Origin of the sequence: Rhodanobacter sp. OR92, from assembly GCF_000427545.1 — a bacterium.
Taxonomy (GTDB): Bacteria; Pseudomonadota; Gammaproteobacteria; order Xanthomonadales; family Rhodanobacteraceae; genus Rhodanobacter; species Rhodanobacter denitrificans.
This window is the reverse complement of the sequence record NZ_ATYF01000001.1, coordinates 428,335-454,400: the sequence shown is the minus strand read 5'-3', so window position 1 is coordinate 454,400 and position 26,066 is coordinate 428,335. Positions and strand designations below refer to the sequence as shown.

Below are 26,066 nucleotides of genomic sequence, written 5' to 3'. Positions count from 1 at the left end.
GCGTTACATGGCTCTTCACGACATAAGCCCAGGCAAGAACATCCCGTACGAAATACACGCCATCATCGAGATCCCGATGGACTCGAATCCGATCAAGTACGAGGTGGACAAAGCCTCCGGCGCGATCTTCGTGGATCGCGTGCTGTCCACGCCGATGCGCTATCCGTGCAACTACGGCTACATGCCGCAAACCCTGTGCGGCGATGGCGATCCCATCGATGTGCTCATCGTCATGCCGATTCCGCTGATTCCCGGCTCCGTGATCGAGTGCCGCCCGGTCGGGGTGATGGCGATGACGGACGAGCACGGCGAGGATGCCAAGATCATCGCGGTGCCGGTTCCCAAGGTCTTTCCTGCCTACCAGGACATCCGCTCGGTCTTTGAACTGCCAGAGTCGACGCGCGACCGCATCCAGCATTTCTTCGAGCACTACAAGGATCTGGAAAAAGGCAAATGGGTGCGCATGGACGGCTGGCTCGACGCGGATGCGGCCCGCGAGGAGATCAATCGTTCGATTGCCGCCTATCACGCCTCGCAGACGTAGTGTTCTTGCTTAACTGGAGTCGTCATGGCTTCTCGATCGGACATCAAGGCACCGAACCGCATGGATGACGCGCGGTGCACGCTGATGGACACGGTTCGGCAGCTTGCGCTGGAGCAGCACTTCAGCCGCACGGTACTGAAGGCGGCCGAACCGCTGGCCGCGCGTAGCCAGGACTGGTGCAAGCCGTTGGCCTGGTTCCGGCCGGAGGGTGGGCATGCCGACGCCCTCCAGTGTGGGGTGATCGATGCGGATGGCGCGAACCAGCGTGTCACCACCTACCTGTATCCCCTGTTCGGCCAGATCAAGGTCGAATCGAATTGCACTTGCGGTCAGACGCAGTGCCTGCATGCCGCGGCCATGCTGATCCGGTTGCAGCAACTGGTCGATTGGCCACGTGCCATGACGCCGCTGCAGCGCTGGCAGCAGAGCATCGAAACGACTCGCGAACCTTTGCCACTTGCCGAGTCGATCGACCGCGATGAAGTGTGGCCAACGGTGTGCCTGTTGCAACCCGATGGCGATCGTCAGCCGGCAGCGCTGATTGCGCACCTGATCTTGCTGCCTGACGCCGATGCGCTGCCGCGCATCGAGGAGTGGGTTTCCGCCAAATTACCGCGCGCGCAGCCGCACCTGTCACGTCAGGCCTTGATGTGGCAGGCCCAGCTGGACCGGACACAGAAACGCCATGCATCGAACAAGTCCGGATACGTGCTGCGGGGGCATAGTGGCGCCGACTTGTTGAGCGAATTTCTGCAGGCCGGCATTTGTCACGACGCGCGGACCCTGCAAGAGATACGCTCCGGTGCCGTGCGGCTGCCTCGCTGGCAGTGGTCGCACGATGGTCAAGGCTGCGCTTCGATCGAACTTGCCTGGTCGACATCGCACGAGGTGCATGTGATCGACCTCTCCGGATTGCATTATCTCGATGGGGCGAGCGGCGAATTCGGCGCGTTGCACCTGTCCCCTACCGCGTGGGAGATGCTCGCACAGATGCCGCCGATACCGCCGGCGGAAGCCGCCGTACTCGCGGCGGAATGGCCGCCACATCCCCTGCTTGCGTCGGTTCCACCCCCTCCTCTCCCGCCGTCCGTGCGCGAGCTGGGTGCGTCGCTGCGGCTCATCGTGATGCTCGGTGCATCGCGCCATACGCAGACAGGCGATCATGTCTTTCATGTGCAGGCTTTCGCCGACTACGGTGGCTGCCGCCTGCCATTGGCCAGCGAACCCTACGCGCAGGACGTGATTCGCAAAGTGAGTGGCGAGTACGTTCGGATCCGGCGCGAAATCGACCGGGAGACAAGCGCCTGGAAGGCCGTCGAAGACGCTGGCTTTGTCGGCTTGAACACGTTGCTGCCCGATAGCCGCCGCATGCTCGCACCAATACCCGATGCGCAGGCGCTGGGGCACCGCGTGCATTATCGCGGCGGTGCGGAGACGTTCATCGCCCTTGAAGCGCAACTGCAGACGCTCGTCGCGGCTGGCATCGTGCTGGACTACGATTCCGAACTTTCGTTTATCGCGCTGCCACCGGAAACGAAACTGCAGGCCACGCTGGAGCATGGCCAGCGTCCCGGCTGGACGCAGTTCGAGCTGGCCGCCACCATCGACGGTGAGGAGATTGACGTGCTGCCGATCATCCTCAGCGGTCTGGCGCGACAAGCCTTCTCGCTCACGCCTTCGCCCGGCGAACCCCGCGATGCCCACTGGTTGGCACCTATCGGATTCCAGCGCTGGTTGCCGCTGCCACTGGCCCAATTGCGGGAGTGGATATCGCCGTTGGTGGAATGTCTGGATCAGCCTTCCGGCAACACCGGCACCCATCTCCTTCTGTCGCGCTCGCAGGCGATGGCCCTGAGCGATTGCCTGCAGACGCAAGGCATCGCCGTGGAAGGCGCACAGGCGGCGAACATTGCCGACACGCTGGCTTCGCTGCGCGCCGCCCTCGCCTCGGCACAAACGGCGGTGTTGCCGGCATCCTTCCAGGGCAGCCTTCGCGCCTACCAGCAAGAAGGCCTGCAATGGTTGCAGGCGTTGCGGCAAAGCCGGCTTGGCGGTGTGCTGGCCGATGACATGGGCCTGGGCAAGACCGTCCAGATCATCGCGCATCTGCTGGTTGAACTGGAATCCGGGCGACTGGACCGGCCGGCGCTGATCGTGGCGCCGACCAGCCTGATCTTCAATTGGCTCGATGAAATGGCGCGGTTCGCACCGGCGCTGCAATGCCTGAATTTCACCGGCTCCGCCCGGGCGTCGCTGTACGATCGCCTGGCACAGGCGCACGTCATCATCACCAGTTATGCGTTGCTGGCCAATGACCTGCCCCAGCTTGAAGGCATCGACTATGCCATGCTCGTGCTGGATGAGGCACAGTGGATCAAGAATCCGCGGACCCAGACCGCTCGCGCTGTGCGTTCCCTGCGCGCCGACCACCGGCTCGTGGTTACCGGCACGCCGCTCGAAAACCATCTGGGCGAACTGTGGGCGCACTTCGATGCCGTGCTGCCGGGTTATCTGGGCGACTACCGCTCGTTCAACCGCAGCTTCCGTGTCCCCATCGAGCGGCGCGAGGACGATGCCCGTCGCGCGATCCTGCGCCAGCGCATTGCGCCGTTCCTGCTACGGCGCAGCAAGGCAAAGGTCGCGCCGGAGCTGCCACCGAAGACCGAAACGAGGTATGGCCGGGATTCTGGAAATTTTCGCAGAAACACATCTAAGTAACTGTAGCGTCTAAGGTTCTGTTCCATTGAATTAGCTCAACTCAGCTAAAATTAGCAACATCGAAGAATTGCTGCGAATCGCGGCTGCACATCGAAAACGCCGAACATGCTGTCACCCGATCAGCATGGCGATGTGGGTTACGGAACCGGCGGCTTACGCTGAACAACTCCCGGAGCGTGCATGCACCTGAACGAAATCTCACGGGGCGTCTAACTAGGTAAGGCTCAGCTAAGAGCAAACAAGCAATCTGAGCCTGCCAAACACTTCGCGAGGAGCTGTTTCGGTACCAACAACCTCAATTCTGGAGAACCAATTATGCGCAAGTCCCTGCTCGTCAGCTCGTCCCTTGCACTGTGTGCCATGGCGTTTTCAACCATCGCCGCCGCTACTCCTGCAGATCTGGCGGCACAGGCCCACGTCAAGATGGCCGAGGCGCGTAGCATCGCCCTGAAAGCTTCTCCCGGAAAGATTGTCAAGGAAGAACTTGAAAAAGAGTCGGGCGGAAGCGGCCTGCGCTATTCCTTCGACATCACCGCAGCCGGTGTTACTCACGAGATCGGGGTAGACGCCAAAGACGGCAAGATTTTGGAAAACTCCATCGACAACGGCAACGATTAATCCTCAGCCGGCCGGCATCCGGCCAGCGACATTAATTTGAAGCGAGCCCCAACACGGAGTGATCCGAGGCCGCTCCGGCCGCGCAGTCGAAGTGGCTTTTTGCTGATCGAACTTGCTGCAGCTCACGAAGGGACCGTGCCCGGAAATGGGTAAAATCGACGCGTAGGCCTCAAACGAGGCCTACGCGTCGCGCTGCTTGCCCTGTTTTTTCCGAGGCATTGCTGGCGACATCCGTTCTGCCAGTAGCGCACTGATACGCGATTCGGCCGTGGTCGCCCGAGTTTCCAGCGATCGCATCGCCGTTCCCAGTCCATCCAATTGCCCGCGAGCCGCGGCCAGTTCGACCGCCATCCGATCGCGATCCGCGACAGTAGCGGCCAATGCCTCTAAGCGGGTATCACGTTCGGCCAGTTCACGACGGTGATGTCCTGCTTCCAAGCGCAGCTCCGCCAAACTGGCCTGCTGTTGCTCCAGCCGCTCTCGCGTTTTGCCGGCCTGCTGTTCTGCGCGGCGCTGACCTTCGCGAGCTGCATCGATCTCCTGCAGCATTCGGGCTTGGGCGACTTCCAGCCGTCCGCTCGCTATATCGCGTTCGGCCTGAAAAGCCGCATCCCGACTCGCTATCAAGGCTTGGAACTCCTCAGCCTGCTCGGTTTGAGCTCGCCGGATACGTTCGATTTGTTCAGCGGTTTCAGCCTGCAAAGCCATGAGTCTTTGTTGTAGTTCCTGCCCATCCTGGAGAGCTTGGTTCTTCGCGCCAATCTCAGTCTCTGCTCGCGCTTGCTGCGCGGCGACTTGATGCCGGAGTGTTTCACATTGTTCACTCAGTGCTGCCACCGTCGCCAGTGCTATGTTGCGCTCTTGCGCGGCTGCATTCCGTTGCTGGTCGGCCTCCGCCAAGGCAGTTTCCAAGGCGCCACTCTGTTCGGCAAACACCGCTTGGCCCTGCTCGACAGCGGCTACCCACAGAGCCTCCATGGCATCGGCCACGGCGGCCGGGAGATCAGCACCGAGGGCGTCAACCTTCGTGCGATCGCCTTTCCACAGTTTTAGCTCGTCATTGATCGTCGTACGGCTGCCTTGCTGGATGGCGGCGTAGATTTGATCGACGGTGATTTCGTGGGGCCGCTTCCCGTCGGCAACGAGCTGCGCAGCGGCTTCGCGGGTACGTTGGCGGGTGTCACTGATGCGGCTCATGGCATTTCCAGTCGCTCGGAGGGTCAATTTTTGAAGTGACGATAGATGTATATCACAGTATTACATTATATATATAACGATTAATCCTAGAAATTTACGATAACTCCCATAATCGAAAGTCTTTTGGCAGTACGCTGCGTTTCCCGTGGTGTCGGACATCGGAAAGCATGACTGAGCCCTTGTTGAGCCTTATGACGTGGCCCCTCACCTTGCCGCCCGCCCTGTCGGGAGGTAACGGAAGCAACCGAGCCCCGGCCAGCGTGGCGCGGCAGATCGCCGCCAACGACGACGTGGCCGCCATCGGCCTGTGGCTGGCGGAATATCACGACTCGCCGCATACCTTCCGCAGCTACCGCAAAGAGGCCGAGCGGCTGCTGCTCTGGGCCACGCAAGTGCGTGGCAAACCGGTGTCCAGTCTCACCCGCGAGGATGTGATCGCGTATGAGGCGTTTCTCGCCCAGCCACCGGCGACCTGGTGCGATGCCGGTCTCGCCCGCCGGGGTGAGCATCGACGACTGTTCGTCGGGCCGTTGGCCGAGCGCAGTCGCCGCCAGGCGCTGGGCATCCTCGCCGGACTGTTCAACTACCTCGTGCGCGCCGGCTATCTCGCCGGCAGCCCGTTTGTGCTGCAGCGACGACGGGCGCGCCGCGGCACCCGACGCACGATCGAACGCTATCTGGACCGTGCTCTCTGGGAAGAGGTGCTGCGCGTCGTCGACGATTGGCCCCAGGACACAGCGCGGGAACGGCAACGCCACGAACGCGCTCGCTGGGTGCTTCGTTTTCTCTATGAGACTGCGCTGCGGGCTGCCGAAGCGGCGGCCGCCGGCGAAGGTGATTTCCAACATCTTCGGGGACGGTGGTGGCTGCATACCGTGGGGAAAGGTGGCGTCGAAGGCACCATTCCCCTGGGCGATGGCCTCATGGACGACTTCGCACGCTATCGGCGCTTCCACGGACTGCCCGCGTTGCCTTCGGGCGACGGCAACATCCCGGCCATTCTGGGCATCGCCGGACGTCCGTCCCCGCTGACGCCCACGGCGGTCTATCAGGTCGTCAAGGACACCTTCCGACGCGTGGCCGAGACACTGCAGCGGCAGGATGAGGTCAAGGCCACACGAGTGCGCCGCGCATCGACGCATTGGTTGCGGCATACGGCCGCCACGCACCAGGCCGAGGACGGCACACCCATCCATCACATTCAGCAGAACCTCCGCCACAGTTCCATTGGCACGACGTCGATCTACGTTCATGCGGAAGAAGATGCGCGCCATGCCAGTACCACCAAACCACGCATCGCGACCTCGGTGCCTCACGGAGATGTGCCATGACTGACCCCGACGATCGCTTTGGCATGCCGGCGAGCGCATTCCAGGCTGCCCGGGAAAGCCATGGTTTGGATAGCCCGGTTTTTTGGATGGGTATGTACGTACCCACCCGCCAGGAGGTGGCGACATTGCCGGCCACCCAGCTCCTGCCGATCGTGATCGACTGGATGTGGGAAAGTCCGTCGGAGTTGATCCCGAATAACGATCAGATTGCGCAACTGTGCACCATCCTTCGGGCACGACCTGACGCCACCGAGTCCGAGATACGCGAACTGATCGTGGCCTGCGAGGATTATTTGAAGGTGTAACCCCATGGCCTGCAGCAAAGTGGATCATCGGCCAGAATTTCAACGTCCGTACACACGATTGGGCGCACGCTCCCACTGTTGCGTCTGGCAACGCATCGTTGGGACGGCTATATGACCATTTCACGCAAATCATTACTTTCGATGCTTGGCGCCTTGGCGCTCGCATCGGCCCTCAGTGGTGTCGCCTTGGCCCAGGACAGCACGCCCACGAGCGGCATGGACAAGATGGGTGCGATGCACTCGGACATGAAGGGTATGCACCACAACATGATGGGCATGCACATGATGCCGGCGACCGTGACGGCAGCGGATGCGAAGACCGGTGTGGTCGAGGTGACGACCGAAGGCATGACCCTGAAGGTGCATTTCCCACCGTCCGCCATGGCCGGCCTGAAAGCCGGCGACAAAATCACCTTGCATATGGGTTTCAGCAAGCCGTGAATCCCCTTGAACCCACCTCCAGAGTTGAGAGGGCCAGATCGCCCGAGTAAGCTCACTCTATGAGATTCTCGTTGCGTCAGCTTGCGCGTTCTCGTCGCCTCCGGGCGATGAGCGTGTTGGCGTGGCTGATGCTCGTGATCCAATCCGTGGCAGCCGCTCCCATGAGCATGCCGATGGCATCGCATGCTCAGGCCGAGCATACGATGGTCGCCGCGGCCGCAGCACACGGCATGCATTGCCATCACGCGGCCACGTCCACAGCCGCTGATTCCTGCTGCCATCACTCGGCGGACTGCTGCAACGGTGCGGTTGGCCAGTGCGCCTGTGCCGCGATGTGTGCCACGGCGCTTCTGTCGAGGGCGGCATTGATGCCGGCTTCGATGGCATTGACGGCAACCTACGCGATGCCCTCAGGCATAACGGCCCCTTCGGGGACGAACGCGCCACCGCTCCGACCGCCGGCGGTCTGACTCTCCCATCGTTTCGATGAGCATGGCTCACGACGGTCGCGTGTCGACCCTCGTAGCCATCGGCTGTGATCGGCATCGCCACGAGGATGCCGCCTGCCTTGGAGAGGCCCATGAAAATCCTTCCCCCGTCCGCGATGGACTGGTCGCGGCGTCGTTTCGTCCAGGGTGTCGCCTTCGGCGGCACCGTCGCTGCCCTCGGTCTGCTGCGCCCGTCAAAAGCCTGGGCGCTGAACACTGCGGGGCAACCTGCCATCCTCAGCGGCACCGACTTTGCGCTCGACATCGCCGAAACGCCGGTGAACTACACCGGGCGCCCGCGCTTGGCCACCACCGTCAATGGCAGCGTCCCTGGGCCAACCCTGCGCTGGAAGGAAGGCACCACGGTCACGCTGCGCGTCACCAATCGTTTGCGCGTGCCCACGTCGATCCACTGGCACGGCATCATCTTGCCGTTCCAGGAGGATGGCGTGCCGGGCATCAGCTTCCCCGGCATCGCGCCGGGCGAAACCTTCACCTACCGTTTCCCGGTGCGCCAGAGCGGCACCTACTGGTACCACTCGCACTCGGGATTCCAGGAACAGACCGGACTGTACGGCTCGCTGGTGATCGATCCGGCCGGGTCGGAGCGACACCCCACCGCGCGCGATTACGTGGTGATGCTCAACGACTGGACGGATCAGAACCCCGAGCACATCCTCGCCACGCTGAAACGCCAGAGCGATTACTACAACTTCGCGCAACCCACCGCGCCCGAGTTCTTCCGCGACGTGCGTGAACAGGGTCTGCGACAGGCGCTGGCCGAACGCAAGATGTGGAATCAGATGCGCATGAACTCCACCGATCTCAGCGACGTCTCAGGCTACACCTATACCTACCTGATGAACGGCGCCGCCCCGGCCGGCAACTGGACCGGTCTGTTCAAGCCCGGCGAGAAGGTCCGGCTGCGCTTCATCAACGGTTCGTCGATGACGATCTTCGACGTGCGCATTCCGGGCCTGAAGCTGACGGTGATCTCCGCCGACGGCCAAGATGTGGCACCGGTGCCGGTCGACGAGTTCCGCATTTCGGTGGCCGAAACCTACGACGTGATCGTCGAGCCGCAGGAAGACCGGGCGTTCACGATCTTCGCCCAGTCCATCGACCGCACCGGTTACGCGTGCGGCACGCTGGCGCCAAGGCCCGGCATGCAGGCGGTGGTGCCGGCGATGGATCCGCGCATGCCTGTGAGCATGGTGGACATGATGGGGGCGATGGCCCAGGGCGGCGGACACGGCGGCATGTCCGGGATGGCGGGCATGGCCGGGATGCAGGATATGCCCGGCATGGACATGAGCGGCATGGCAACAGCTGCCGCACCGGTGGTGCATCACGCCCGCACCGAATACCACAACCCGGGCGTCGACATGCACGTGGACATGCCACGCACCAACCTCGATGACCCGGGTACCGGCCTGCGCGACAACGGCCGACGCGTGCTCACCTATGCCGACCTGCACACGATTGGCGGCTCCATCGACCCGCGCGAACCGAGCCGCGAGATCGAGCTGCACCTCACCGGCAACATGGAGCGCTACATGTGGTCGTTCGACGGCGTGAAGTTCTCCGACGCCAAGCCGGTCCATTTCCGCAGCGGCGAGCGGCTACGCCTGGTGCTGGTCAACGACACCATGATGAACCACCCGATCCACTTGCACGGTATGTGGAGCGAGCTGGAGAACCCGGACGGGCAGTTCCAGGTGCGCAAGCACACCATCAACGTGCAGCCAGCTCAGCGCATCGCCTACGGCGTGAGCGCGGACAACCTGGGCCGCTGGGCCTACCACTGCCACATGCTGTATCACATGGAAGCGGGCATGTTCCGTGAGGTGGTGGTGTCATGACGATCAACCGTTGCATCCGCCCATTGCGTGCACATCGGTCACTGTTACTGGCCGCTCTCCTGCTGGCGTTGCCATTGGTGGCCACCGCGCAGAGCGCACCAGCGTTCAGCAGCACGTCGCCGATGGATATGAGTTCCATGTCAGGCATGAATCACGGCAGCATGCCCGGCATGACCATGCCGGCTCCCGCGAGCAGCACGCTGAAACCCGCGACGAAAGCGCCCGCCAAGAAAGCCAAGAAGAAACTCCGCGCTGCACAGCCAACTCCAGCCTCCCACACCATGCAAGACATGAAGGGTATGGATCACGGTGCGATGCAGGGCATGCCGATGCCCGCCAAGCCGGCTTCGTCGGCGGCACCCACCGGTGACATGTCGGGTATGGATCACGCCTCGATGCCCGGCATGAGTCCGGAGGGCATGAAGGGGATGGACCACGCTGGCATGGTCGGCATGGATCACGGCGCGATGCCCCCAAAGGCACAGGGTGGCATGGCCGGTATGGGCGCGATGCCCGGCATGACGATGGGCCCGATGCAAGGCGGCAGTCCACCACCGAACGCGCGCAGCCCGGACTATTCCGACGGCGTCGGCTACGGCCCCATGCTGGGTATGCACATGCTCGACGACGCATCGCAAGGCATGCTGCTGATCGACCAACTGGAAGTGTTCCACGGCCGTGACGCGAACGGCCAGGTCTGGGAGGCCGAAGGCTGGTACGGTAACGACGAGAACAAGCTGTGGATCCGCACGGAAGGCGAACGCAGTCGCGGCAAGCTCGACGATGGTGATCTGGAAGCGTTCTGGAACCACGCCATCGCTACCTACTGGAGCACCCAACTGGGTGCTCGCCAAGACATAGGCGCAGGTCCGAAGCGGACGTGGGCCGCGTTCGGCGTGCAAGGCCTGGCGCCGTACTGGTTCGAGCTGGAAGCGACCGGCTACGTCGGCACCAACGGCCGCACGGCCGCGCGCCTACGGGCCGAATACGAGCTGCTATTCACCCAGCGATTGATCCTGCAGCCCGAGGCCGAGGTCAATCTGTACGGCAAGGACGATCCGCAACGACGCATCGGCAGTGGCGTATCCGATGTGCAGTTCGGCCTGCGCCTGCGCTACGAGTTCCATCGTCAATTCGCGCCGTACATTGGCGTGAACTGGGTTCGCCGCATCGGCACCACGGCCGACTATGCGCGGCAGGATCATCAACCCGTACTCGACCGGCAGATCGTGGCCGGCGTCCGCATCTGGTTCTGAGGGACACCCATGAAAAAACACACTGCGCACGTCATCACGGTCGCCGTCACCTTGGGCGTGTTGGCCATCGGCGCCGGCGCGTTCGTCTATTCCGGCCTGTACAACATCGGCGCGGACGACCATCACACCAAGCCTGTGTTCACCGTGCTGCAAACCCTACGCGACCGCTCGATCCACTTGCGTTCGGACGATCTGACCGTGCCGAACCTCGACGATCCGCAACTGATCCTGAAAGGTGCCGGCCAGTACGCGGCGATGTGCACCGGCTGCCACCTTTCGCCGGGGGTGAACGACTCCGAGTTGCGGACCGGCATGTACCCGCAGCCGCCCAATCTCTCCAAGGTGCACGTCGATCCGAAGGATGCCTTCTGGGTGATCAAGCACGGCATCAAGATGAGCGCGATGCCCGCCTGGGGCAAGGCGGGCCACGACGATCCGACGATCTGGAGCATGGTGGCCTTCCTTGAAAAACTGCCTGGCATGACGCCCGCCGAATACAAGGCGATTGTGGCCAAGGCGCCGCCGGACGAGGACATGGACATGGATGAAGGTGGCGCCCACAGTCACGAAGACGGCGACGCGCATGCCCACGGTGAGGCGGCCATGAAGGATATGGACATGTCCGGCCAGGATGCGACTTCCGCACCGACGCCTGCAACGGCCCGCTCGGTCGGTGCGAAGCCGACCGGCGACGGGCACGCGCATCCGTAACGGACTTCGCATGGCACGCACCCGATTCATGCCACGCAGACCGCGCCCATGGCGATTGCGTGAGCTTCGTCGCGCCCGCCTGACACGCGGGCTGCTGCTGGTCGGTGCGCTGTTCATGCTGGGTCTGCAGACGGCCTTGGCGGCGTACGCCTGCACGATGCCGCCGACCCTGATGGGGCCGGTCATGGCGATGGGCATGGTTGCAGGAGATGCCGCCATGCGCGGCACCTGCCCGGAGATGCAACACGCGGCGAGCGACCACGTTCTGTGCGCCCAGCACTGCGCGGCGCAGGCATCCGTACCCAGCGACACGCGGCCCATGACCGTGCCTCCCACTTTGTTTGCGATGTTGCCGCCCGCCTTGCCGCTCGTCGTTCCGCCAACGCCGGCGACCTCCGTTCCCGAGCGCTACTACCGGCTGCGTGCGCCGCCGCCACCGGTCACCCTGTTGTTCTGCTCCCTGTTGATCTAGCGCCTCCCGGCCATCGCCGAGGTGCCGTCGTGCCTGCGTGGCGCGACGCCTGATCGATTACGGGAGTGAACCCTCATGCTATTTTCCTGTTTGGCCCGGCGCCGTTGCGCGTGGGCGCTGCTTATCATCCTGGGCGGATCGGTGACTGTTGCCGCGGCGCAAACCGCCAGTGCGCCACCCCTGACGCTCGACGCCGCCGTGCGGCAGGGCGTGATCCATACGCCACTGCTCACCGCGCGCAACGCCGATCTCGATGCGACGCGCGAGGAGTCCGTGCGCGCGGGCCGCTTGCCCGACCCGTCGCTGACCTTCGGCGTCTCCAATTTTCCGGTCACCGACCCGGGCGCCTTCAGCCTGCGCTCGGACACGATGACCATGCGCACGATCGGCGTGATGCAAACGATCCCCTCGCGTGCAGCACGGACGGCCGAACGGTCGCTCGCGGCCGCGCAGGTCGACGCTGCCGAGGCCGAGCGCACCGCTACAACACAAGATGTGCGTGAGCGCATCGCCGATGCCTGGATCGGCGTATGGGCGGCCACACAACAGCGCACGCTGCTGGATGCCTTGCGTGACGAAAGCACCCTCGCCGTACAGGTCGCCAAAGCGCGGCTGCGCGGCGGCACCGGCAGTGCCGCGGACGTGCTGGCGGCACAGGCCCAGGCGCTGACGCTGGCCAACCGGATCGAGGCGGCCGACGCGGAGTTGCAGGCGGCGCGTGCCTCCTTGCAGCGCTGGCTGGGCGACGCGCCGACGGCGCTGGCGGACGCCCCGGACTTCGACCAGTTGCCGGTCGCGCCGGATCAACTCGAACAGCACACCGATCGGCAGGCGCCAATGCAGGCGTGGCAGGCGCGCGAGCAGGTGGCCGATGCCGCACTGGCGCAGGCGCGCGCCTCGAAGCATCCGGACTGGAGCGTGGACGTGACCTACGGCCGCCGCGCGCCGTATCTGTCGGACATGGTGATGGTGCAGATGGGTGTGAGCCTGCCGCTGTTCACCCGCAACCGGCAAGACCGCGCCATCAGCGCGAAGCAGGCGCAACGCGATGCGGTCGAGTCGGCGCACGAGGATGCCCGCCGTGCGCAACGCGAAACCGTCGCGCGCGACGTCGCCGCCTGGCAGGGCTGGGGGCGGCAGATCGCACGCGATCGCACGGCGCTGCTGCCGCTGGCCCGCGATCGCAGCCGGGTGGCGCTGGCCGCCTACCGCGGCGGCGGCACGCTGCAACCGTGGCTCGATGCGCGCCGCGACGAGATCGCGCTGCGCCTCGACTACGCCGATGCGCTGGCAGCTCGCGCCCGCGCCTGGGCCGCCTTGGCCTACCTGTTGCCCGAATCCACTTCGTCTTCGGAGAACCTGCCATGAAACGGATCGGTATCGTGATCGGTGCGCTGGCGGGTGCCGCCGTGCTGCTGGCTTTGGGGTATGTCGGTGGGCGCCATGTCGGCGCCACGTCGACGCCGGCCAGCGCGTCCGCGGGCGCGCAACGCAAGGTGCTGTACTGGTACGACACGATGGTGCCCGAGCAGCACTTCGACCACCCCGGCGTGTCGCCGATGGGCATGCCAATGGTGCCCAAGTACGCGGATGACAGCAGCATCGACAAGAACGTGGTGCACATCGACCCGGCCACCGTGCAGAACCTGGGCGTGCGCACCGCGCCCGTGGTGCGCCGGGTATTGGCAAACCAGCTCCAGGTGCCGGGTACTGTGAGTTGGAACCTGCGTGATGCCGTTACCGTGAGTGCGCGCGTCGACGCGACGGTGGAGCAGCTCGACGTGCGCGCGCCCTATACCACCGTCAAGGCCGGGCAACCGTTGGTTGAACTGCTGGCACCGCAATGGAGCAGTGCGATCTCGGAGTACCGAGCATTGCAGCATGCACACTCGGCCGACGCGCAGGCGTTGCGCGCAGCCGCGCGGCAGCGACTGCAAGTGCTGGGCCTGACCGCGCAGGACATCGCTTCGGAACGGGGTGGCCACATCACCCTGCACGCGCCGAAGGGCGGCGTGGTCACGACGCTGGACGTGCGCGAAGGCCAGCAAGTCGGCGCCGGGCAGACGCTGATGACGCTCAACGGCCTGTCCACGGTGTGGGTGGAGGCGGCGCTGCCGCAGGCCGCGGCGGGGACGGTGCGCACCGGCACGCCGGTGACCGTGCGTGCGACAGCGCTGCCCGGCCAGGTGTTTCGTGGACAGGTGGAAGCCCTGTTGCCCGACCTCGACCCGATGACCCGCACCCAGCGTGCGCGCATCGTGCTGCCCAATCCGGATCACGCGCTGAGTCCGGGTCAGTTCGTCACGGTGGAGCTGCAACCGCCACCGGCCCGGCCCGAGCTGGTGGTGCCCGATGGCGCCGTGATCGCCACCGGCAGCGACACACCACGGGTGATCGTGGCCGAGGGCAACGGACAGTTCCGGCCGGTGGCGGTGCGCCTCGGCCGTTCGGCCGGTGGCGACACAGAGATTCTCGCGGGGCTTTCCAGCGATGAGCGCGTGGTGGTGTCTGGCCAGTTCCTGATCGACTCGGAGGCGAGCCTGTCTGGCGCGTTGCAACGCCTGCAGAGCAGCGAACCGGCGCATACGGCGAGTAGCGCTATGCCGGGTATGCCCATGCCGGAGCAGCGGCCATGATCGCCGCGCTGATCCGCGTTTCGATCCGGTATCGCGTGTTCGTGCTGCTGGCCGCGCTGGCGCTGGCGGCGGTCGGTGTGTTCTCGGCGTGGCATACGTCCATCGACGCGCTACCCGATCTCTCCGACACCCAGGTCATCATCCGCACCAGCTACCCCGGCCAGTCGCCGCAAGTGGTGGAGGATCAGGTGACCTATCCGCTGGCCACCACCATGCTGTCGGTGCCCGGCGCGACCACGGTGCGCGCGTATTCGTTCTTCGGCGACTCCTACGTGGATGTGTTGTTCAGCGACAGCACCGACCTCTACTGGGCACGCTCACGCGTGCTGGAATATTTGAGCCAGGCGCGCGATCGACTGCCGGCCGGCGTCAATCCCGCACTGGGTCCGGATGCCACCGGGCTGGGCTGGATCTACGAATACGCGCTGGTCGACCGCACCGGTCGACACGACATCGGCCAGCTCACCGCGCTGCAAAACTGGAACCTGCGCTTCCAGCTGAAAACCGTGCCGGGTGTCGCCGAGGTGGCCACCCTGGGCGGCATGGACCGCGCCTGGCAGATCGTGCCCGATCCGCAGGCGCTGGCCGCGCGCGGCCTCACCGTGGCGCAGCTCGTTGATGCCGTGCGCGCCGCCAACGGCGCCAACGGCGGCTCGGTGATCGAGCAGGGTGAGGCCGAGCTGATGGTGCGCAGCGAGGGCTATCTCAAGACCCGCGCCGACTTCGAGAACGTGCCGATCGTCGCCAACGCGAACGGCGTGCCGGTGCGGCTGCGCGACGTGGCGACGGTGCGCCGCGGTCCGACCTTCCGGCGCGGCCTCGCCGAACTGGACGGCCAGGGCGAAGTGGTCGGCGGCATCATCGTGATGCGCTCGGGTCAGAACGCCAAGGCCACCATCGCGGCGGTGAAGGCGCGTCTGGCGCAGTTGCAACGCAGCCTGCCGCCGGGCGTCGAGATCGTGCCCACCTACGACCGCTCCCAGCTGATCGACGCCACCGTGGAGAACGTCTGGCGAAAGTTGCTGGAGGAGTTTCTCGTCGTCACGCTGGTCTGCGCGCTGTTCCTCGGTCACCTGCGCTCGGCGCTGGTCGCCGTGATCACGTTGCCATTGGGCGTGTTGACCGCCTTCATCGTGATGAACCTGCAGGGCGTCACCGCGAACCTGATGTCGCTGGGCGGCATCGCGATCGCGATCGGTGCAATGGTCGATGCGGCGATCGTGATGATCGAGAACACCCACAAGCACCTGGAGCATTGGCGCGACGCGCACGATGGGCAAGAACCACAGGGCGCCGCCCGCTGGGCGCTGATCGCCGAGGCCACCGTGGAAGTGGGTCCGGCGCTGTTCGTGAGCCTGCTGATCATCGCGCTGTCGTTCGTGCCGGTGTTCGCGCTGCAAGGCCAGGAGGGCAAGCTGTTCAAGCCGCTGGCGTTTACCAAGACCTACGCGATGGCGGCGGCCGCGGGGCTGGCGGTGACCCTGGTGCCGGTGCTGATGGGCTACCTGGTACGCGGACACCTGCGTGCCGAGCACGCCAATCCGATCAATCGCGGCCTGATCGCGCTGTACCGGCCGATCCTCGACGTGGTGCTGCGTTTTCCGAAGGCCACGCTGGGGCTGGCCGCCTTGGTGCTGCTCACCGCACTGGTGCCGCTCAGCCAGCTCGGCAGCGAGTTCATGCCCGCGATGGACGAAGGCACGCTGCTGTACATGCCCACCGCACTGCCCGGGTTGTCAGCCGGCAAGGCCGCGCAGTTGCTGCAGCTGACCGACCGCATGCTCAAGACCGTGCCGGAAGTCGCGCACGTGTTCGGCAAGGCGGGACGCGCCGACACCGCCACCGATCCGGCGCCGCTGGAGATGTTCGAGACCACCATCACGTTCAAGCCGAAGAGCGAGTGGCGCCCCGGCATGACGATGGACAAGATCAAGGCCGCGCTGAACCAGGCCGTGCATGTGCCGGGTCTGACGAACCTGTTCGTGCCGCCGATCCGCAACCGCATCGACATGCTCTCCACCGGCATCAAGAGCCCGATCGGCATCAAGGTGCTGGGCACCGACCTGACCACGCTGCAGACGGTCGCCGATCGCATCGAAGCAGTCGCCAAGACCGTGCCCGGGGTCAGCTCGGCCGTGGCCGAGCGTCCGACCAGCGGTCGCTATGTCGACGTGCATATCCGCCGCGACGAGGCGGCACGCTATGGACTCACGCAGGAAGCCGTGCAGCAGCTGATCGCCACGGTGGTCGGCGGCGATCCGGTTGGCCAGAGCATCGAAGGACGCGAGCGTTTTCCGATCGTGGTGCGCTACCCGCGGGTGGACCGCGATTCGGTGCAGGCACTGCGGCAGCTGCCGATCGTGGCTGCGAACGGCGCCCAGCTCACGTTGAGCCAGGTCGCCGACATCACCGTTGCGGCGGGGCCGTCGATGCTGAAGAGCGAGGACGGCCAGCTGGCGACCTACGTCTACATCGACACGGCCAGCAGCAACCTCGGCGGCGTGGTCGCCCGGCTGCAGCGCGCGGTGGCCCGGCAGGTCACGCTGCCGCCCGGCGTCACGCTGGACTGGTCGGGGCAGTTCCAGTACCTCGCCAGCGCGGCGCAACGACTCAAGCTGGTGGTGCCGGTGGCATTGCTGATCATCTTCGGGCTGATCTATGCGGTGTTCCGGCGGACCAGTGAGGCGGCGCTCATCATGGCCAACGTGCCGCTGGCGCTGGTCGGCGGCCTGTGGCTGATCTGGCTGCTCGGCCATTCGGTATCAGTAGCCACGGTGATCGGCTTCATCGCGCTGGCCGGCGTCGCCGCCGAGTTCGGCGTGGTGATGCTGCTGTACCTGCGTCACGCCTGGGATCGGCAGCTCGCGCTCGATCCGCAGGCCGGTGTCGACGCGCTCGACGAAGCGATCCGCCAAGGCGCCGCGCAGCGCGTGCGGCCGCTGGCGATGACCGTGGCGGTGATCATCGCTGGCCTGCTGCCGATCTTGCTCGGCCACGGCGCCGGCTCGGAAGTCATGCAGCGCATCGCCGCACCGATGATCGGCGGCATGGTCACCGCGACGCTGCTGACCATGCTGGTGCTGCCGGCGGCGTTCCGTCTGCTGATGCGGTACCGACTTCGCAAAGCAGCGCAGTCCATCCCGACGTTTCATCCACCCCAGGAGATTCAACCATGAAGAAGTACGTTTTCACCCTCGCATGCGCCAGCGCGCTGGCCTTGGCCTCGACCGCCGCGTTCGCCCAACAGATGGACCCGAACATGCCCGGCATGGCCGACATGCAAGCGGCGAAGCCCACCCAGGCGCAGGGCGTAGGCATCGTCAAGGCCATCGACACCGCCAAAGGCACGATCACCCTTCAGCACCAAGCCATTTCCGCCATCGGCTGGCCGGCGATGACCATGACCTTCAAGGTCGACCCGCCGGCGCTACTGCAAAAGGTGAAGGTGGGCGAGCAGGTGCGGTTCACCCTGCATCCGGGCGGCATGGCCAGCACGGTGACAGCGATCAGCCCGGCAGGTTGATCGGGAACCGCCGCCAACCGGCGCTTGCCTCCGGCAGGGGCCGACCGGCGGGGGTGGCAGTGCGGCCACGTGCATCGTGAGGTTTGTGGCCGCACCTGTCCACGGTAGTCCGATGATTTTGGAGTACAACGATGAAATCGCATGCTGCGTATCTCTCCACCGCCCTGCTATTCACGGGCTTGACCATCGGCACGATCGCGCACGCGACCAATACTTACGCCGACGGCTGGATTGGTCATGTTAACGGACGGCAGCTGGACATCTGCTACCGGGTTACGCCACTGTCCGCCGTCGGCACGCGGCTGCAGGTCATGCGGGTGGCTTACGTGATTCCCAGCAAAGGCGTGCCCATTGAACACTTCGCCTTGAGCGGGCAAGCCACCGTTACGTCGATCACGGACGCGCATTGCGTGCGGGCCGAACTGATCCAGGGCACGGCGCAGTGGGCAGATCACGCGCGGCCCATGCCCTGAACGGGTGCGACGACGAGCCCGCCAAGGCGGCATGCTCCGCGACGGCCAGGCGGCCAAGTGAAATTGTCTAACAGCGCGACTGTCGTTTAGGATCGAAGCATGCATCGGTCCGTGCCATCACTGCTGACTCGCCTGCGCCGCCACCGCGGTCTGTGGGTGTTGGCCGTGGCGGTGCTGCTGATCAAGCTGGTCAGCGGGTCGATCTGCGTGGCCGATGGGGCCGGGATGCGATTCGCTTCGGCGACCGCGGCTGCCCCGACCACCCTGGTGGCGGATACCGCCGTCAGCCCGACAGCGGCTGACGATGCAAACAGCTGTCTCCTGGGCGAAGGAAGCGGCTGTCATTGCGCTTGTGCGCATTCGGTGACGTTGCCGGCCAGTGCACCGCTTCCCATCGCCCGGATGGAGGCGCACTTCGCGCCGCTCACCTTCCATTCGGGGGTCACGCCGGCCACCACCGGCTCACTGTTGCGACCTCCGATCGCCTGAAACCGCTCCGTTACGCGACGCCACCGCCTGTGCGGTGCATCGCTTCGTGACCGTTTTCAGGAGATCGCTTCATGTCTGTTTTTCGTTCGGTGCCGATCGGCGCCGTGTGTCTGTTGTACGCGGCGATACTCAGTGCCGCACCCGTCACCCATCCGTCCTCACCGGTAGCTCCCCTGCCGACAGCGTTGGCGTCATCACCGTTGCAGGCGGCGGTGCGTCGTATCTGGCAAGCCAGCCCCGAGGTGCAGGCCGCGCGGGCCGATCTTGACGCGGCCCAAGCCCGTGCACGTGCCGCCGCGCAGCCGCTGTACAACCCCTCTCTGTCACTCGATGCGGAGAACGCCGACGTCAATCGGCGTACGGCTGGCATCAGTCTGCCATTGGACCTGTCCGGCAAGCGTCGTGCCCGGGCCAGTCAGGGCGAGGCCGACCTGCGCGCCGCCGAGGCGGCCTATAACCTGGTGCGGCGTGACGTCGCCGCCCGCTGGCTGAAAGCCTGGTCGACGGCCGCGCTCGCGGCCCGACAGAGTGAGCTGGGCCAGCATCGCCTCACGCTGATGCAGCGCTTCGATGACTTGGCCGCGCAGCGGCTGAAGGTCGGCGACATCAGTAGTCCCGAACGCGATCTGGCCGGCTTGGCCTTGGGCGAGGCGCAGGTGCAACAAGCCACGCTCGCGAGCAACGAAGCGGCGGCCCGTGCCGCGTTGCTGGCCATCAGTGGCGATCAAGGGGCCGCGCTTCCGCCGTTGCCCAAGGGTATGTCACCGGCGGCGGGCAGTCTTACGCCGTTGCCCGTCGATGAACTGCCCGAACTGCGACAGGCCCGTGCCCAGCAAGCGAGTGCCGAGGCCGGAGTGCAGGTTGCCCGCCGGGCACGCATTCCCGATCCCACGCTCAGCCTGACCGGTGGGCAGGTACGCAGCGGGCCGCGCACCGATCAGGTGATTGGCCTGAGCGTGTCGATTCCCTTGCCGGTGCTCAATACCGGCCGTGCCGAAGTCGATGCCGCCCGCGCGGAAGCCGATGCAGCCGCGGCCGGCGTGCGTTCGCGTCAGTTTGTGCTGCGTGCCGGATTGCAGGAAGCACAAGCCCGCTACGCCGCCTTGCGCAGTGCGACCGAAGCCTTTCGCAGCGGCCGGGCCGCTGCCTTCGAGGATCGCACCGCGCTATTAGAGAAGCTCTGGCGTGCCGGCGAGATCAGCACCTCCGATTACCTCGTACAGCTCAAGCAGAGCCTGGACACCGCCTTGTCCGGCCAGGAACTGGAAAGCCAAACCTGGCAGACCTGGTTCGACTACCTCACCGCTGCGGGCCGTCTGACCGACTGGCTCGACGGCCGCACTCAGGACGGCCCCACTCAGGAAATCTCCCGATGAATGTCTCTTTTTTGAAACGCAGCCTTTTCTGCATGGTGCTGCTGGCTGCGCTGGGCGGCCCCGTCATGGCGCAGGAACCCGCACCGGCCAATCCGCTGGCGCTCGACGCCAAGGCGATCAAGGACGCCGGGATTGTGCTCGACAAGGCCGCTCCGCGTGCCTTGACCGATGAACTGAAGGCCCCCGGCGAAGTGAAGGCCGATGCGTATTCCACCGTGCTGGTGTCGCCGCGCGTGGAATCGCAGGTGCTGGCCCGCAAGGCCAAGCTCGGCGACGTGGTGAAGGCCGGTGCGCCGCTGGTGGTGCTTTCCAGTGTGCAGGTGGCCGAGACACAAGGCGCGTTGATCGTGGCCGAGCAGGACTGGCAGCGGATCGCGTCGCTGGGGCCGCAGGCGGTCTCGGCACGGCGCTACAACGAAGCGAAGGTGCAGCGTGACCAGGCGCGTGCCAAGTTGCGCGCCTACGGGCTGTCCGACGGTCAGATCGGTGGCCTGCTGCGCAAGGGTTCGGCCGGTGCCGATGGCAGCTTCGAGCTGCTCGCGCCCGCCGCCGGTCGCGTCACCACCGACGAGTTTCTGGTCGGCGAGCGGGTGGAACCCGGCCGCACGCTGTTCACCCTGGTCAAGGAAGATTCGGTCTGGGTCGTCGCCCAGATGGCGCCGGCCGATGCCGAACGGGTCAAGCCGGACGCCGACGCCCGCATCCTCGTGCATGACACCACGATCCCCGGCAAGGTCGTGCAGCGCTCGCATCAGACCGACGAGCGCACGCGCACGGTGCCGGTGCGCATCGAAGTCGACAACCGTGAGGATCTGTTGCATCCGGGCGAACTGGTCGAAGCGCGCATCGCCGCCGGCAGCGCCGTGCCGAAGCTGGCCGTTCCCGCCGAAGCGATCGTGCTGCTGCAAAACCAGCCGACCGTGTTCCTCGCCAAAGGCAACGGTCAGTTCGAGCCGGCGCCGGTCATGGTCGGCGACACGCGGGATGGCTGGACGGTGATCACGCAAGGCCTCAAAGCCGGCGACACCTACGTGCGCAAGGGCGCCTTCGCCTTGAAGGCCCGCTTGTTGCGCTCGCAGCTGGGAGAAGAATGATGCTGGAACGTCTGGTTGAATTCTCCCTGCGCTACAAGGCGCTGGTGCTGATCGCCTTCGTGGTGATCGGCTTCCTCGGTTTCCAGGCGGTGCGTCAGCTGCCCATCGACGCGTTTCCCGATGTCACACCGGTGCAGGTCAATGTCTACACCGAGGCATCGGGGCTGGCGGCGGAGGATGTCGAACAACTCCTCACCACGCCGGTGGAATCGGCGCTCGCCGGCCTGCCCAAAGTGGAGCAGATCCGCTCGGTGAGCTTGTTCGGGCTGTCCTATGTGTCGGTCTACTTCGACGACAGCATGGACATCTACTTCGCTCGCCAGCTGGTCAACGAACGGTTGCAGCAGGTGGGCGATCGCTTGCCGGCCGGCTACGGCAAACCGGAGATGGGACCGAACACCTCCGGTCTCGGCCAGGTGTTCTGGTACACCGTCGAACGCGCCGACAGCACCTTGAAAGGCGCCACGGCCGGTACGGCACCGAACGACATGGATCTGCGCACACTGCAGGACTGGACCATCCGTTTGATCCTGCGCACCGCACCGGGTGTCGATGACGTCAGCTCATGGGGCGGCCAGGAAAAGCAGTTCCAGGTGCGCATCGACCCGATGAAACTGATCGCGCACAAGCTTGGCTTCAAAGAGGTGATCGAGGCGCTGCAGGCCAACAACGCGCAAGTCGGCGGCAACTTCGTCGATGTCGGCCGCGAGCAGTACCTGGTACGTGGACTGGGCCTGATCCAGAACGCGAAGGATCTGGGCAACATCGTGCTCAAGACCGAAGACGGCACGCCGGTCTACGTGCGTGACGTGGCCACCATCACCGAGGCGGGTGCGCCCCGCACCGGTGCCGTGACGCGCGATGGCAAGGAAGTGGTGATGGGCCAAGCGCTGGCTCGCATTGGCGAGAACGCCAAGAGCGTGGTCGATGCGGTCAAGGCCAAGCTCGACACAGTGAAGCAATCCTTGCCGCCGGGCGTGGTCGTAAAACCGGTGTACGAGCGCACTGAACTGGTCAACGCGGCGGTGGGCACCGCGGTGCGTGCGCTGGTGGAAGGTTCGATCCTGGTGGCACTGGTGCTGTTCCTGTTCCTGGGTGAGTTTCGCAGCGCGCTGGTGGTCGTCGTGGCGTTGCCGTTGGCGATGCTGATCGCCTTCATCTGCATGAATCAGGTCGGCCTGTCGGCCAACCTGATGTCGCTGGCGGGCCTGGCGATCGGTATCGGCATGATGGTGGACGGCGCCGTGGTGATGGTGGAAAACGCCTACCGCATCATGGCCGAGCGCAAGGCGCATGGCGGCCCAGTGGATCGCACGTCGGCTGTGCTGGCGGCCGCCCGCGAGGTGGCCAACCCGATGACGTTCGCGATCGGGATCATCATCGTGGTGTTCCTTCCGCTGTTCAGCCTGCAAGGGCTGGAAGGCAAGATGTTCAAGCCGATGGCGTTCAATATCAGCTTCGCGATGGCCGGTTCGCTGATTCTCGCCTTGACGCTGATCCCGGTGCTCGCCGCGCTGGTGTTGAAACCCAAGGAAGAAAAGGACACCTGGCTGGTGGCGTTCCTGAAACGCCACTACGCCACGGTGCTCGCCTGGGCGCTGGCGCGCCGCAAGCTAGTGCTGGGCATCGCCGCCGGAGCCTTGGTCGGCAGCCTCGCGCTGTTCCCGTTCCTCGGCAAGGAGTTCATGCCTAACCTGAAGGAAGGCGCCATCATGTGGCGCATTACCTCGATTCCGTCGGCATCGCTGGACGAATCGATCGCCATCTCCAAGCAAGTGTCGACACTGGTCAAACAAAAGTTTCCGGAAGTGGAAACCACGCTGGCGATGATCGGTCGCGCCGAAAAAGGCGAAACGGCGGATGTGAACTACATGGAGGTGTACACGCCGCTGAAACCGAAGGATCAATGGCGCAAGGGCGAGACGCTGGAAAGCATCGAGGAAGCGATGCAGAAGGAACTGTCGGCGGCGCTGCCCACCGCGGTGGTGAGCTACACGCAGCCGATCCAGATGCGCATCGAGGAACTGATCTCGGGTGTGCGCGCCACGCTGGCACTGAAGATCTATGGCGATGACCTGGGCGAACTTGATCGCTTGAGCAGTCGCATCAAGAACGTGTTGGCCGGGGTGCCTGGCGTCGCCGATCTCGCGCTGGAGGCGAACATCGGCAAGCCGCAGATCCGCATCAAGGTGGATCGCGATGCGCTGGCCCGTTACGGCTTGAACGCCGACGACGTGCTCACCGTGGTGAAGAACGGCATCGGCGGCGAGCCGGTGACGACCTTACTCGACGGCGTGAAACGCTTCGACATCGCCGTGCGGCTGGACGATGCGGACAAGGCCTCGTTGCCGGCGATCAAGCGCATTCCGATCCGCACGCCCAGCGGCGCACTGGTGCAGCTGTCGCAGGTGGCTGAGGTCAGCGATGCGGAAGGCTACTCGTTCATTCGTCGAGAACAACTGCAGCGCTATGCGGTGATCCAGATGGATGTTCGCGGTCGTGACATCGACGGCTTCGTCAAGGAAGCCAATGCGGCCATCGCGCAACAGGTGAAGTTGCCGACTGGCTATTACAGCGAATGGGGCGGCGCGTTCGAGAACCAGCAGCGGGCGTTGAAGCGATTGTCGCTGATCGTGCCGGCGACGATTTTCTTCATCTTTGTCTTGCTCTACACCGCGTTCAACTCGGTGAAGCACGCCACGCTGATCTTGGCCAACGTGCCGTTTGCCACCATCGGCGGCATCGTCGGCTTGGCGATCACCGGGCAATACCTGTCGGTACCCTCGGCCATCGGCTTCATCGCGGTGTTCGGCGTGGCGATGTTGAACGGCATCGTGCTGGTGAGTTTCTTGAACGAACAACGTGAGAAAGGCTTGCCTGTGCGCGAGGCAGTGATCCGCGGTACGGCCCTGCGTATGCGCCCGGTGATGATGACCGCGAGCGTAGCGATCCTGGGCCTGGTGCCGATGCTGCTCTCCAGTGGCGTGGGTGCGGAAACCCAGCGCCCGCTCGCCACCGTGGTGGTCGGTGGTCTGATCACCTCGACCTTGCTGACGCTGGTGCTGCTGCCGGTGCTCTACGACTGGATCGAAGAACGCGCCGCCCGGCGCCTCGCCAAGGAGAAGACCCCATGAAAGAAGTGAAGGCCTTCATCCATCGTGGCCGCGTGGTCGACGTCATCCATGCGCTGGAAGAAGCGGGGTTTCGTTACCTGTCGGTGAGCGACGTCAAAGGTCTGCTGACCGCGCTCAACGGCCAGGAACAGGTCTATTCGATGGAACTGGGCGAACGGGTGACCCGGCAGATCAAGCTCGAAGTGTTCTGTGAGGACGATCAGGCCGAACGGGCGGTGCAGTTGATCCGCCTGCACGGGCGCACCGGTCAGAGTGTGGCCGGCTGGGTCTACCAGAGCACGGTGGATCGGGCGTGGCCCATCGACGGTCAAGGGGCTGAATGAAGAAGACGGGCGGGTCACTCCCGCCCGTCCTTCCCGATGTCATGTCATAACACTTTGGCGCTCACGTAGAGTGGCCGCCGCACTGGAGACTCCTATGGGCACAACCAAGCCCCACGAACATGACCATCATCACGACCATAGCCATGGCGTGGCACCGGATGCGGACAAGAAGTACCTGACCATCGCGCTGTTGCTGCTGCTCGGCTTCATGGCGGTCGAGGTGGTGGTCGGCATCCTGGCCAAGTCGTTGGCCCTGATTTCCGATGCCGGGCACATGCTCACCGATGTGGGCTCGATCGGACTGGCGCTTGTCGCGATGCGTCTGGCCAGCCGCCCGGCCAGTGGCAGCTACACGTTCGGACTCAAGCGGGTCGAAATCCTGAGCGCCCAGGCGAACGGGCTGACGCTGTTGTTGCTGTCGGTCTGGTTCATCGTCGAGGCGATCCGCCGGCTGATCGACCCGCCGGTGGTGGAAGGTCTGCTGGTCACGGTGATCGCGGTGGTCGGTATTGGCGTCAACCTGCTCGCCGTGTGGGCGATGAGCAAGGCCAACCGGCAAAGCCTCAACGTGGAAGGCAGCTTCCAGCACATCCTCACCGATCTCTACGCCTTCATCGCCACTGCCATTGCCGGTGCCATCATCTGGTGGACGGGTTGGAATCGCGTGGACTCCCTTGCCGCACTGGTCGTCGCCGGATTGATGCTGAAAGCCGGTATCGGACTGGTGCGCGACTCGGGCCGCATCTTCCTGGAAGCGGCACCACGCGGTCTGGACCCAGTATCCATTGCCGAGGCGATCCGTGCCATGCCGGCGGTGACTCGGCTGGACGATCTGCACGTGTGGGAAGTGACCTCGGGCATGCCGGCACTGTCGGGCCACATCTACGTGAATCACGACATCGACTGCCACGATGTGCGCCGAGAGATCGAAGCGATGCTGCATGATCGTTTCGCCATCACGCACACCACCTTGCAAACCGATCACGCGACCACGGACGAATCGGCCCGCGCGACAGGCTGCACGTTCACCTCACCCGGCGCAGCGCACTAGACCCTCGCTTCGCAGCGGGGCGAA

Annotated in this window: 21 protein-coding genes and 1 pseudogene; 21 read left to right on the top strand and 1 reads right to left on the bottom strand. The window is 64.8% G+C overall.

All coding sequences use genetic code 11. The features are described 5' to 3' along the window. The first annotated feature begins 7 nt into the window (after nt 1-7). The 3 genes from ppa to RHOOR92_RS0102285 all read left to right on the top strand — a co-directional run bounded on the left by ppa (nt 8) and on the right by RHOOR92_RS0102285 (nt 3,880). Nucleotides 8-544 carry an inorganic diphosphatase gene (gene ppa, locus RHOOR92_RS0102295; RefSeq protein WP_027489474.1) on the top strand — a complete coding sequence of 179 codons (537 nt, stop codon included), beginning with the start codon at nt 8-10 and terminating at the stop codon, nt 542-544. Nucleotides 545-568: 24 nt separating this feature from the next. Beyond that, on the top strand, nt 569-3,262 hold the full coding sequence (locus tag RHOOR92_RS18985) for an SNF2-related protein (protein ID WP_081660201.1): 2,694 nt from the start codon (nt 569-571) through the stop codon (nt 3,260-3,262). A gap of 315 nt (nt 3,263-3,577) precedes the next feature. Continuing rightward, a complete protein-coding gene (locus tag RHOOR92_RS0102285) occupies nt 3,578-3,880 on the top strand; it encodes a PepSY domain-containing protein (RefSeq protein WP_015447590.1) in 303 nt (100 codons plus the stop codon). 180 nt (nt 3,881-4,060) lie between these two features. On the opposite strand, the gene RHOOR92_RS19130 is transcribed toward RHOOR92_RS0102285, so the two are convergent. Further along, nucleotides 4,061-5,077 carry a DNA-binding protein gene (locus RHOOR92_RS19130; protein WP_015447591.1) on the bottom strand — a complete coding sequence of 339 codons (1,017 nt, stop codon included), beginning with the start codon at nt 5,075-5,077 and terminating at the stop codon, nt 4,061-4,063. A gap of 260 nt (nt 5,078-5,337) precedes the next feature. Between RHOOR92_RS19130 and RHOOR92_RS0102270 the strand changes: the two genes are divergently transcribed. The 18 genes and pseudogenes from RHOOR92_RS0102270 (at nt 5,338) to RHOOR92_RS0102185 (ending at nt 26,042) form a co-directional block, all read left to right on the top strand. Then, nucleotides 5,338-6,408, top strand: a complete 1,071-nt coding sequence (locus RHOOR92_RS0102270) for a site-specific integrase (RefSeq protein ID WP_231378294.1) — start codon at nt 5,338-5,340, stop codon at nt 6,406-6,408. Then, complete coding sequence (locus tag RHOOR92_RS0102265) at nt 6,405-6,713, top strand: hypothetical protein (protein ID WP_027489471.1); 309 nt, start codon at nt 6,405-6,407, stop codon at nt 6,711-6,713. The genes RHOOR92_RS0102270 and RHOOR92_RS0102265 overlap by 4 nt, the downstream gene beginning before the upstream one ends. Before the next feature lie 111 nt (nt 6,714-6,824). Beyond that, the gene (locus RHOOR92_RS0102260) at nt 6,825-7,154 is read left to right on the top strand and encodes a hypothetical protein (RefSeq protein ID WP_027489470.1); all 330 of its coding nucleotides are present in this window, start codon (nt 6,825-6,827) and stop codon (nt 7,152-7,154) included. 580 nt (nt 7,155-7,734) lie between these two features. After that, nucleotides 7,735-9,504, top strand: a complete 1,770-nt coding sequence (locus RHOOR92_RS0102255) for a copper resistance system multicopper oxidase (RefSeq protein WP_027489469.1) — start codon at nt 7,735-7,737, stop codon at nt 9,502-9,504. Next, entirely contained in the window at nt 9,501-10,760 is a 1,260-nt protein-coding gene (locus RHOOR92_RS19890; protein WP_027489468.1) for a copper resistance protein B, read from the top strand. The genes RHOOR92_RS0102255 and RHOOR92_RS19890 overlap by 4 nt, the downstream gene beginning before the upstream one ends. Nucleotides 10,761-10,769: 9 nt before the next feature. Next, nucleotides 10,770-11,390, top strand: a pseudogene (locus RHOOR92_RS18390) (cytochrome c); the annotation flags it as partial. A 91-nt stretch (nt 11,391-11,481) separates the two neighbouring features. Then, nucleotides 11,482-11,943 carry a hypothetical protein gene (locus tag RHOOR92_RS0102240; protein WP_027489467.1) on the top strand — a complete coding sequence of 154 codons (462 nt, stop codon included), beginning with the start codon at nt 11,482-11,484 and terminating at the stop codon, nt 11,941-11,943. 141 nt (nt 11,944-12,084) lie between these two features. After that, entirely contained in the window at nt 12,085-13,311 is a 1,227-nt protein-coding gene (locus tag RHOOR92_RS0102235) for a TolC family protein (protein ID WP_338110204.1), read from the top strand. Beyond that, nucleotides 13,308-14,579, top strand: coding sequence for an efflux RND transporter periplasmic adaptor subunit (locus RHOOR92_RS0102230; protein WP_027489465.1), 1,272 nt, complete (start codon nt 13,308-13,310; stop codon nt 14,577-14,579). Before RHOOR92_RS0102235 ends, RHOOR92_RS0102230 begins: the two co-directional genes overlap by 4 nt. Further along, nucleotides 14,576-17,755 (top strand): CusA/CzcA family heavy metal efflux RND transporter, encoded by a 3,180-nt coding sequence (locus tag RHOOR92_RS0102225; protein ID WP_027489464.1) that lies wholly within the window; start codon nt 14,576-14,578, stop codon nt 17,753-17,755. Before RHOOR92_RS0102230 ends, RHOOR92_RS0102225 begins: the two co-directional genes overlap by 4 nt. Continuing rightward, nucleotides 17,752-18,102: a copper-binding protein gene (locus RHOOR92_RS0102220; RefSeq protein ID WP_027489463.1), complete on the top strand. Its 351-nt coding sequence runs from the start codon at nt 17,752-17,754 to the stop codon at nt 18,100-18,102. Before RHOOR92_RS0102225 ends, RHOOR92_RS0102220 begins: the two co-directional genes overlap by 4 nt. A 131-nt stretch (nt 18,103-18,233) precedes the next feature. Then, nucleotides 18,234-18,575 (top strand): hypothetical protein, encoded by a 342-nt coding sequence (locus RHOOR92_RS0102215; RefSeq protein WP_027489462.1) that lies wholly within the window; start codon nt 18,234-18,236, stop codon nt 18,573-18,575. 111 nt (nt 18,576-18,686) lie between these two features. Beyond that, nucleotides 18,687-19,064, top strand: a complete 378-nt coding sequence (locus tag RHOOR92_RS0102210; RefSeq protein WP_231378293.1) for a hypothetical protein — start codon at nt 18,687-18,689, stop codon at nt 19,062-19,064. 212 nt (nt 19,065-19,276) lie between these two features. Then, nucleotides 19,277-20,440 carry a TolC family protein gene (locus tag RHOOR92_RS0102205; protein WP_027489460.1) on the top strand — a complete coding sequence of 388 codons (1,164 nt, stop codon included), beginning with the start codon at nt 19,277-19,279 and terminating at the stop codon, nt 20,438-20,440. Next, a complete protein-coding gene (locus RHOOR92_RS0102200) occupies nt 20,437-21,534 on the top strand; it encodes an efflux RND transporter periplasmic adaptor subunit (RefSeq protein WP_027489459.1) in 1,098 nt (365 codons plus the stop codon). The genes RHOOR92_RS0102205 and RHOOR92_RS0102200 overlap by 4 nt, the downstream gene beginning before the upstream one ends. After that, on the top strand, nt 21,534-24,668 hold the full coding sequence (locus RHOOR92_RS0102195; protein WP_027489458.1) for a CusA/CzcA family heavy metal efflux RND transporter: 3,135 nt from the start codon (nt 21,534-21,536) through the stop codon (nt 24,666-24,668). Before RHOOR92_RS0102200 ends, RHOOR92_RS0102195 begins: the two co-directional genes overlap by 1 nt. Further along, nucleotides 24,665-24,991 (top strand): P-II family nitrogen regulator, encoded by a 327-nt coding sequence (locus RHOOR92_RS0102190; protein ID WP_008209838.1) that lies wholly within the window; start codon nt 24,665-24,667, stop codon nt 24,989-24,991. Before RHOOR92_RS0102195 ends, RHOOR92_RS0102190 begins: the two co-directional genes overlap by 4 nt. Before the next feature lie 70 nt (nt 24,992-25,061). Further along, the gene (locus tag RHOOR92_RS0102185) at nt 25,062-26,042 is read left to right on the top strand and encodes a cation diffusion facilitator family transporter (RefSeq protein WP_231378292.1); all 981 of its coding nucleotides are present in this window, start codon (nt 25,062-25,064) and stop codon (nt 26,040-26,042) included. Nucleotides 26,043-26,066: the final 24 nt, after the last annotated feature.

Bases quoted from the DNA above. Each gene is read 5' to 3' on its own strand.
- ppa (WP_027489474.1), top strand. From the start codon at position 8: ATGGCTCTTCACGACATAAGCCCAGGCAAGAACATCCCGTACGAAATA.
- RHOOR92_RS18985 (WP_081660201.1), top strand. From the start codon at position 569: ATGGCTTCTCGATCGGACATCAAGGCACCGAACCGCATGGATGACGCG.
- RHOOR92_RS0102285 (WP_015447590.1), top strand. From the start codon at position 3,578: ATGCGCAAGTCCCTGCTCGTCAGCTCGTCCCTTGCACTGTGTGCCATG.
- RHOOR92_RS19130 (WP_015447591.1), bottom strand. From the start codon at position 5,077: ATGAGCCGCATCAGTGACACCCGCCAACGTACCCGCGAAGCCGCTGCG.
- RHOOR92_RS0102265 (WP_027489471.1), top strand. From the start codon at position 6,405: ATGACTGACCCCGACGATCGCTTTGGCATGCCGGCGAGCGCATTCCAG.
- RHOOR92_RS0102260 (WP_027489470.1), top strand. From the start codon at position 6,825: ATGACCATTTCACGCAAATCATTACTTTCGATGCTTGGCGCCTTGGCG.
- RHOOR92_RS0102255 (WP_027489469.1), top strand. From the start codon at position 7,735: ATGAAAATCCTTCCCCCGTCCGCGATGGACTGGTCGCGGCGTCGTTTC.
- RHOOR92_RS19890 (WP_027489468.1), top strand. From the start codon at position 9,501: ATGACGATCAACCGTTGCATCCGCCCATTGCGTGCACATCGGTCACTG.
- RHOOR92_RS0102240 (WP_027489467.1), top strand. From the start codon at position 11,482: ATGGCACGCACCCGATTCATGCCACGCAGACCGCGCCCATGGCGATTG.
- RHOOR92_RS0102230 (WP_027489465.1), top strand. From the start codon at position 13,308: ATGAAACGGATCGGTATCGTGATCGGTGCGCTGGCGGGTGCCGCCGTG.
- RHOOR92_RS0102225 (WP_027489464.1), top strand. From the start codon at position 14,576: ATGATCGCCGCGCTGATCCGCGTTTCGATCCGGTATCGCGTGTTCGTG.
- RHOOR92_RS0102220 (WP_027489463.1), top strand. From the start codon at position 17,752: ATGAAGAAGTACGTTTTCACCCTCGCATGCGCCAGCGCGCTGGCCTTG.
- RHOOR92_RS0102215 (WP_027489462.1), top strand. From the start codon at position 18,234: ATGAAATCGCATGCTGCGTATCTCTCCACCGCCCTGCTATTCACGGGC.
- RHOOR92_RS0102200 (WP_027489459.1), top strand. From the start codon at position 20,437: ATGAATGTCTCTTTTTTGAAACGCAGCCTTTTCTGCATGGTGCTGCTG.
- RHOOR92_RS0102195 (WP_027489458.1), top strand. From the start codon at position 21,534: ATGCTGGAACGTCTGGTTGAATTCTCCCTGCGCTACAAGGCGCTGGTG.
- RHOOR92_RS0102190 (WP_008209838.1), top strand. From the start codon at position 24,665: ATGAAAGAAGTGAAGGCCTTCATCCATCGTGGCCGCGTGGTCGACGTC.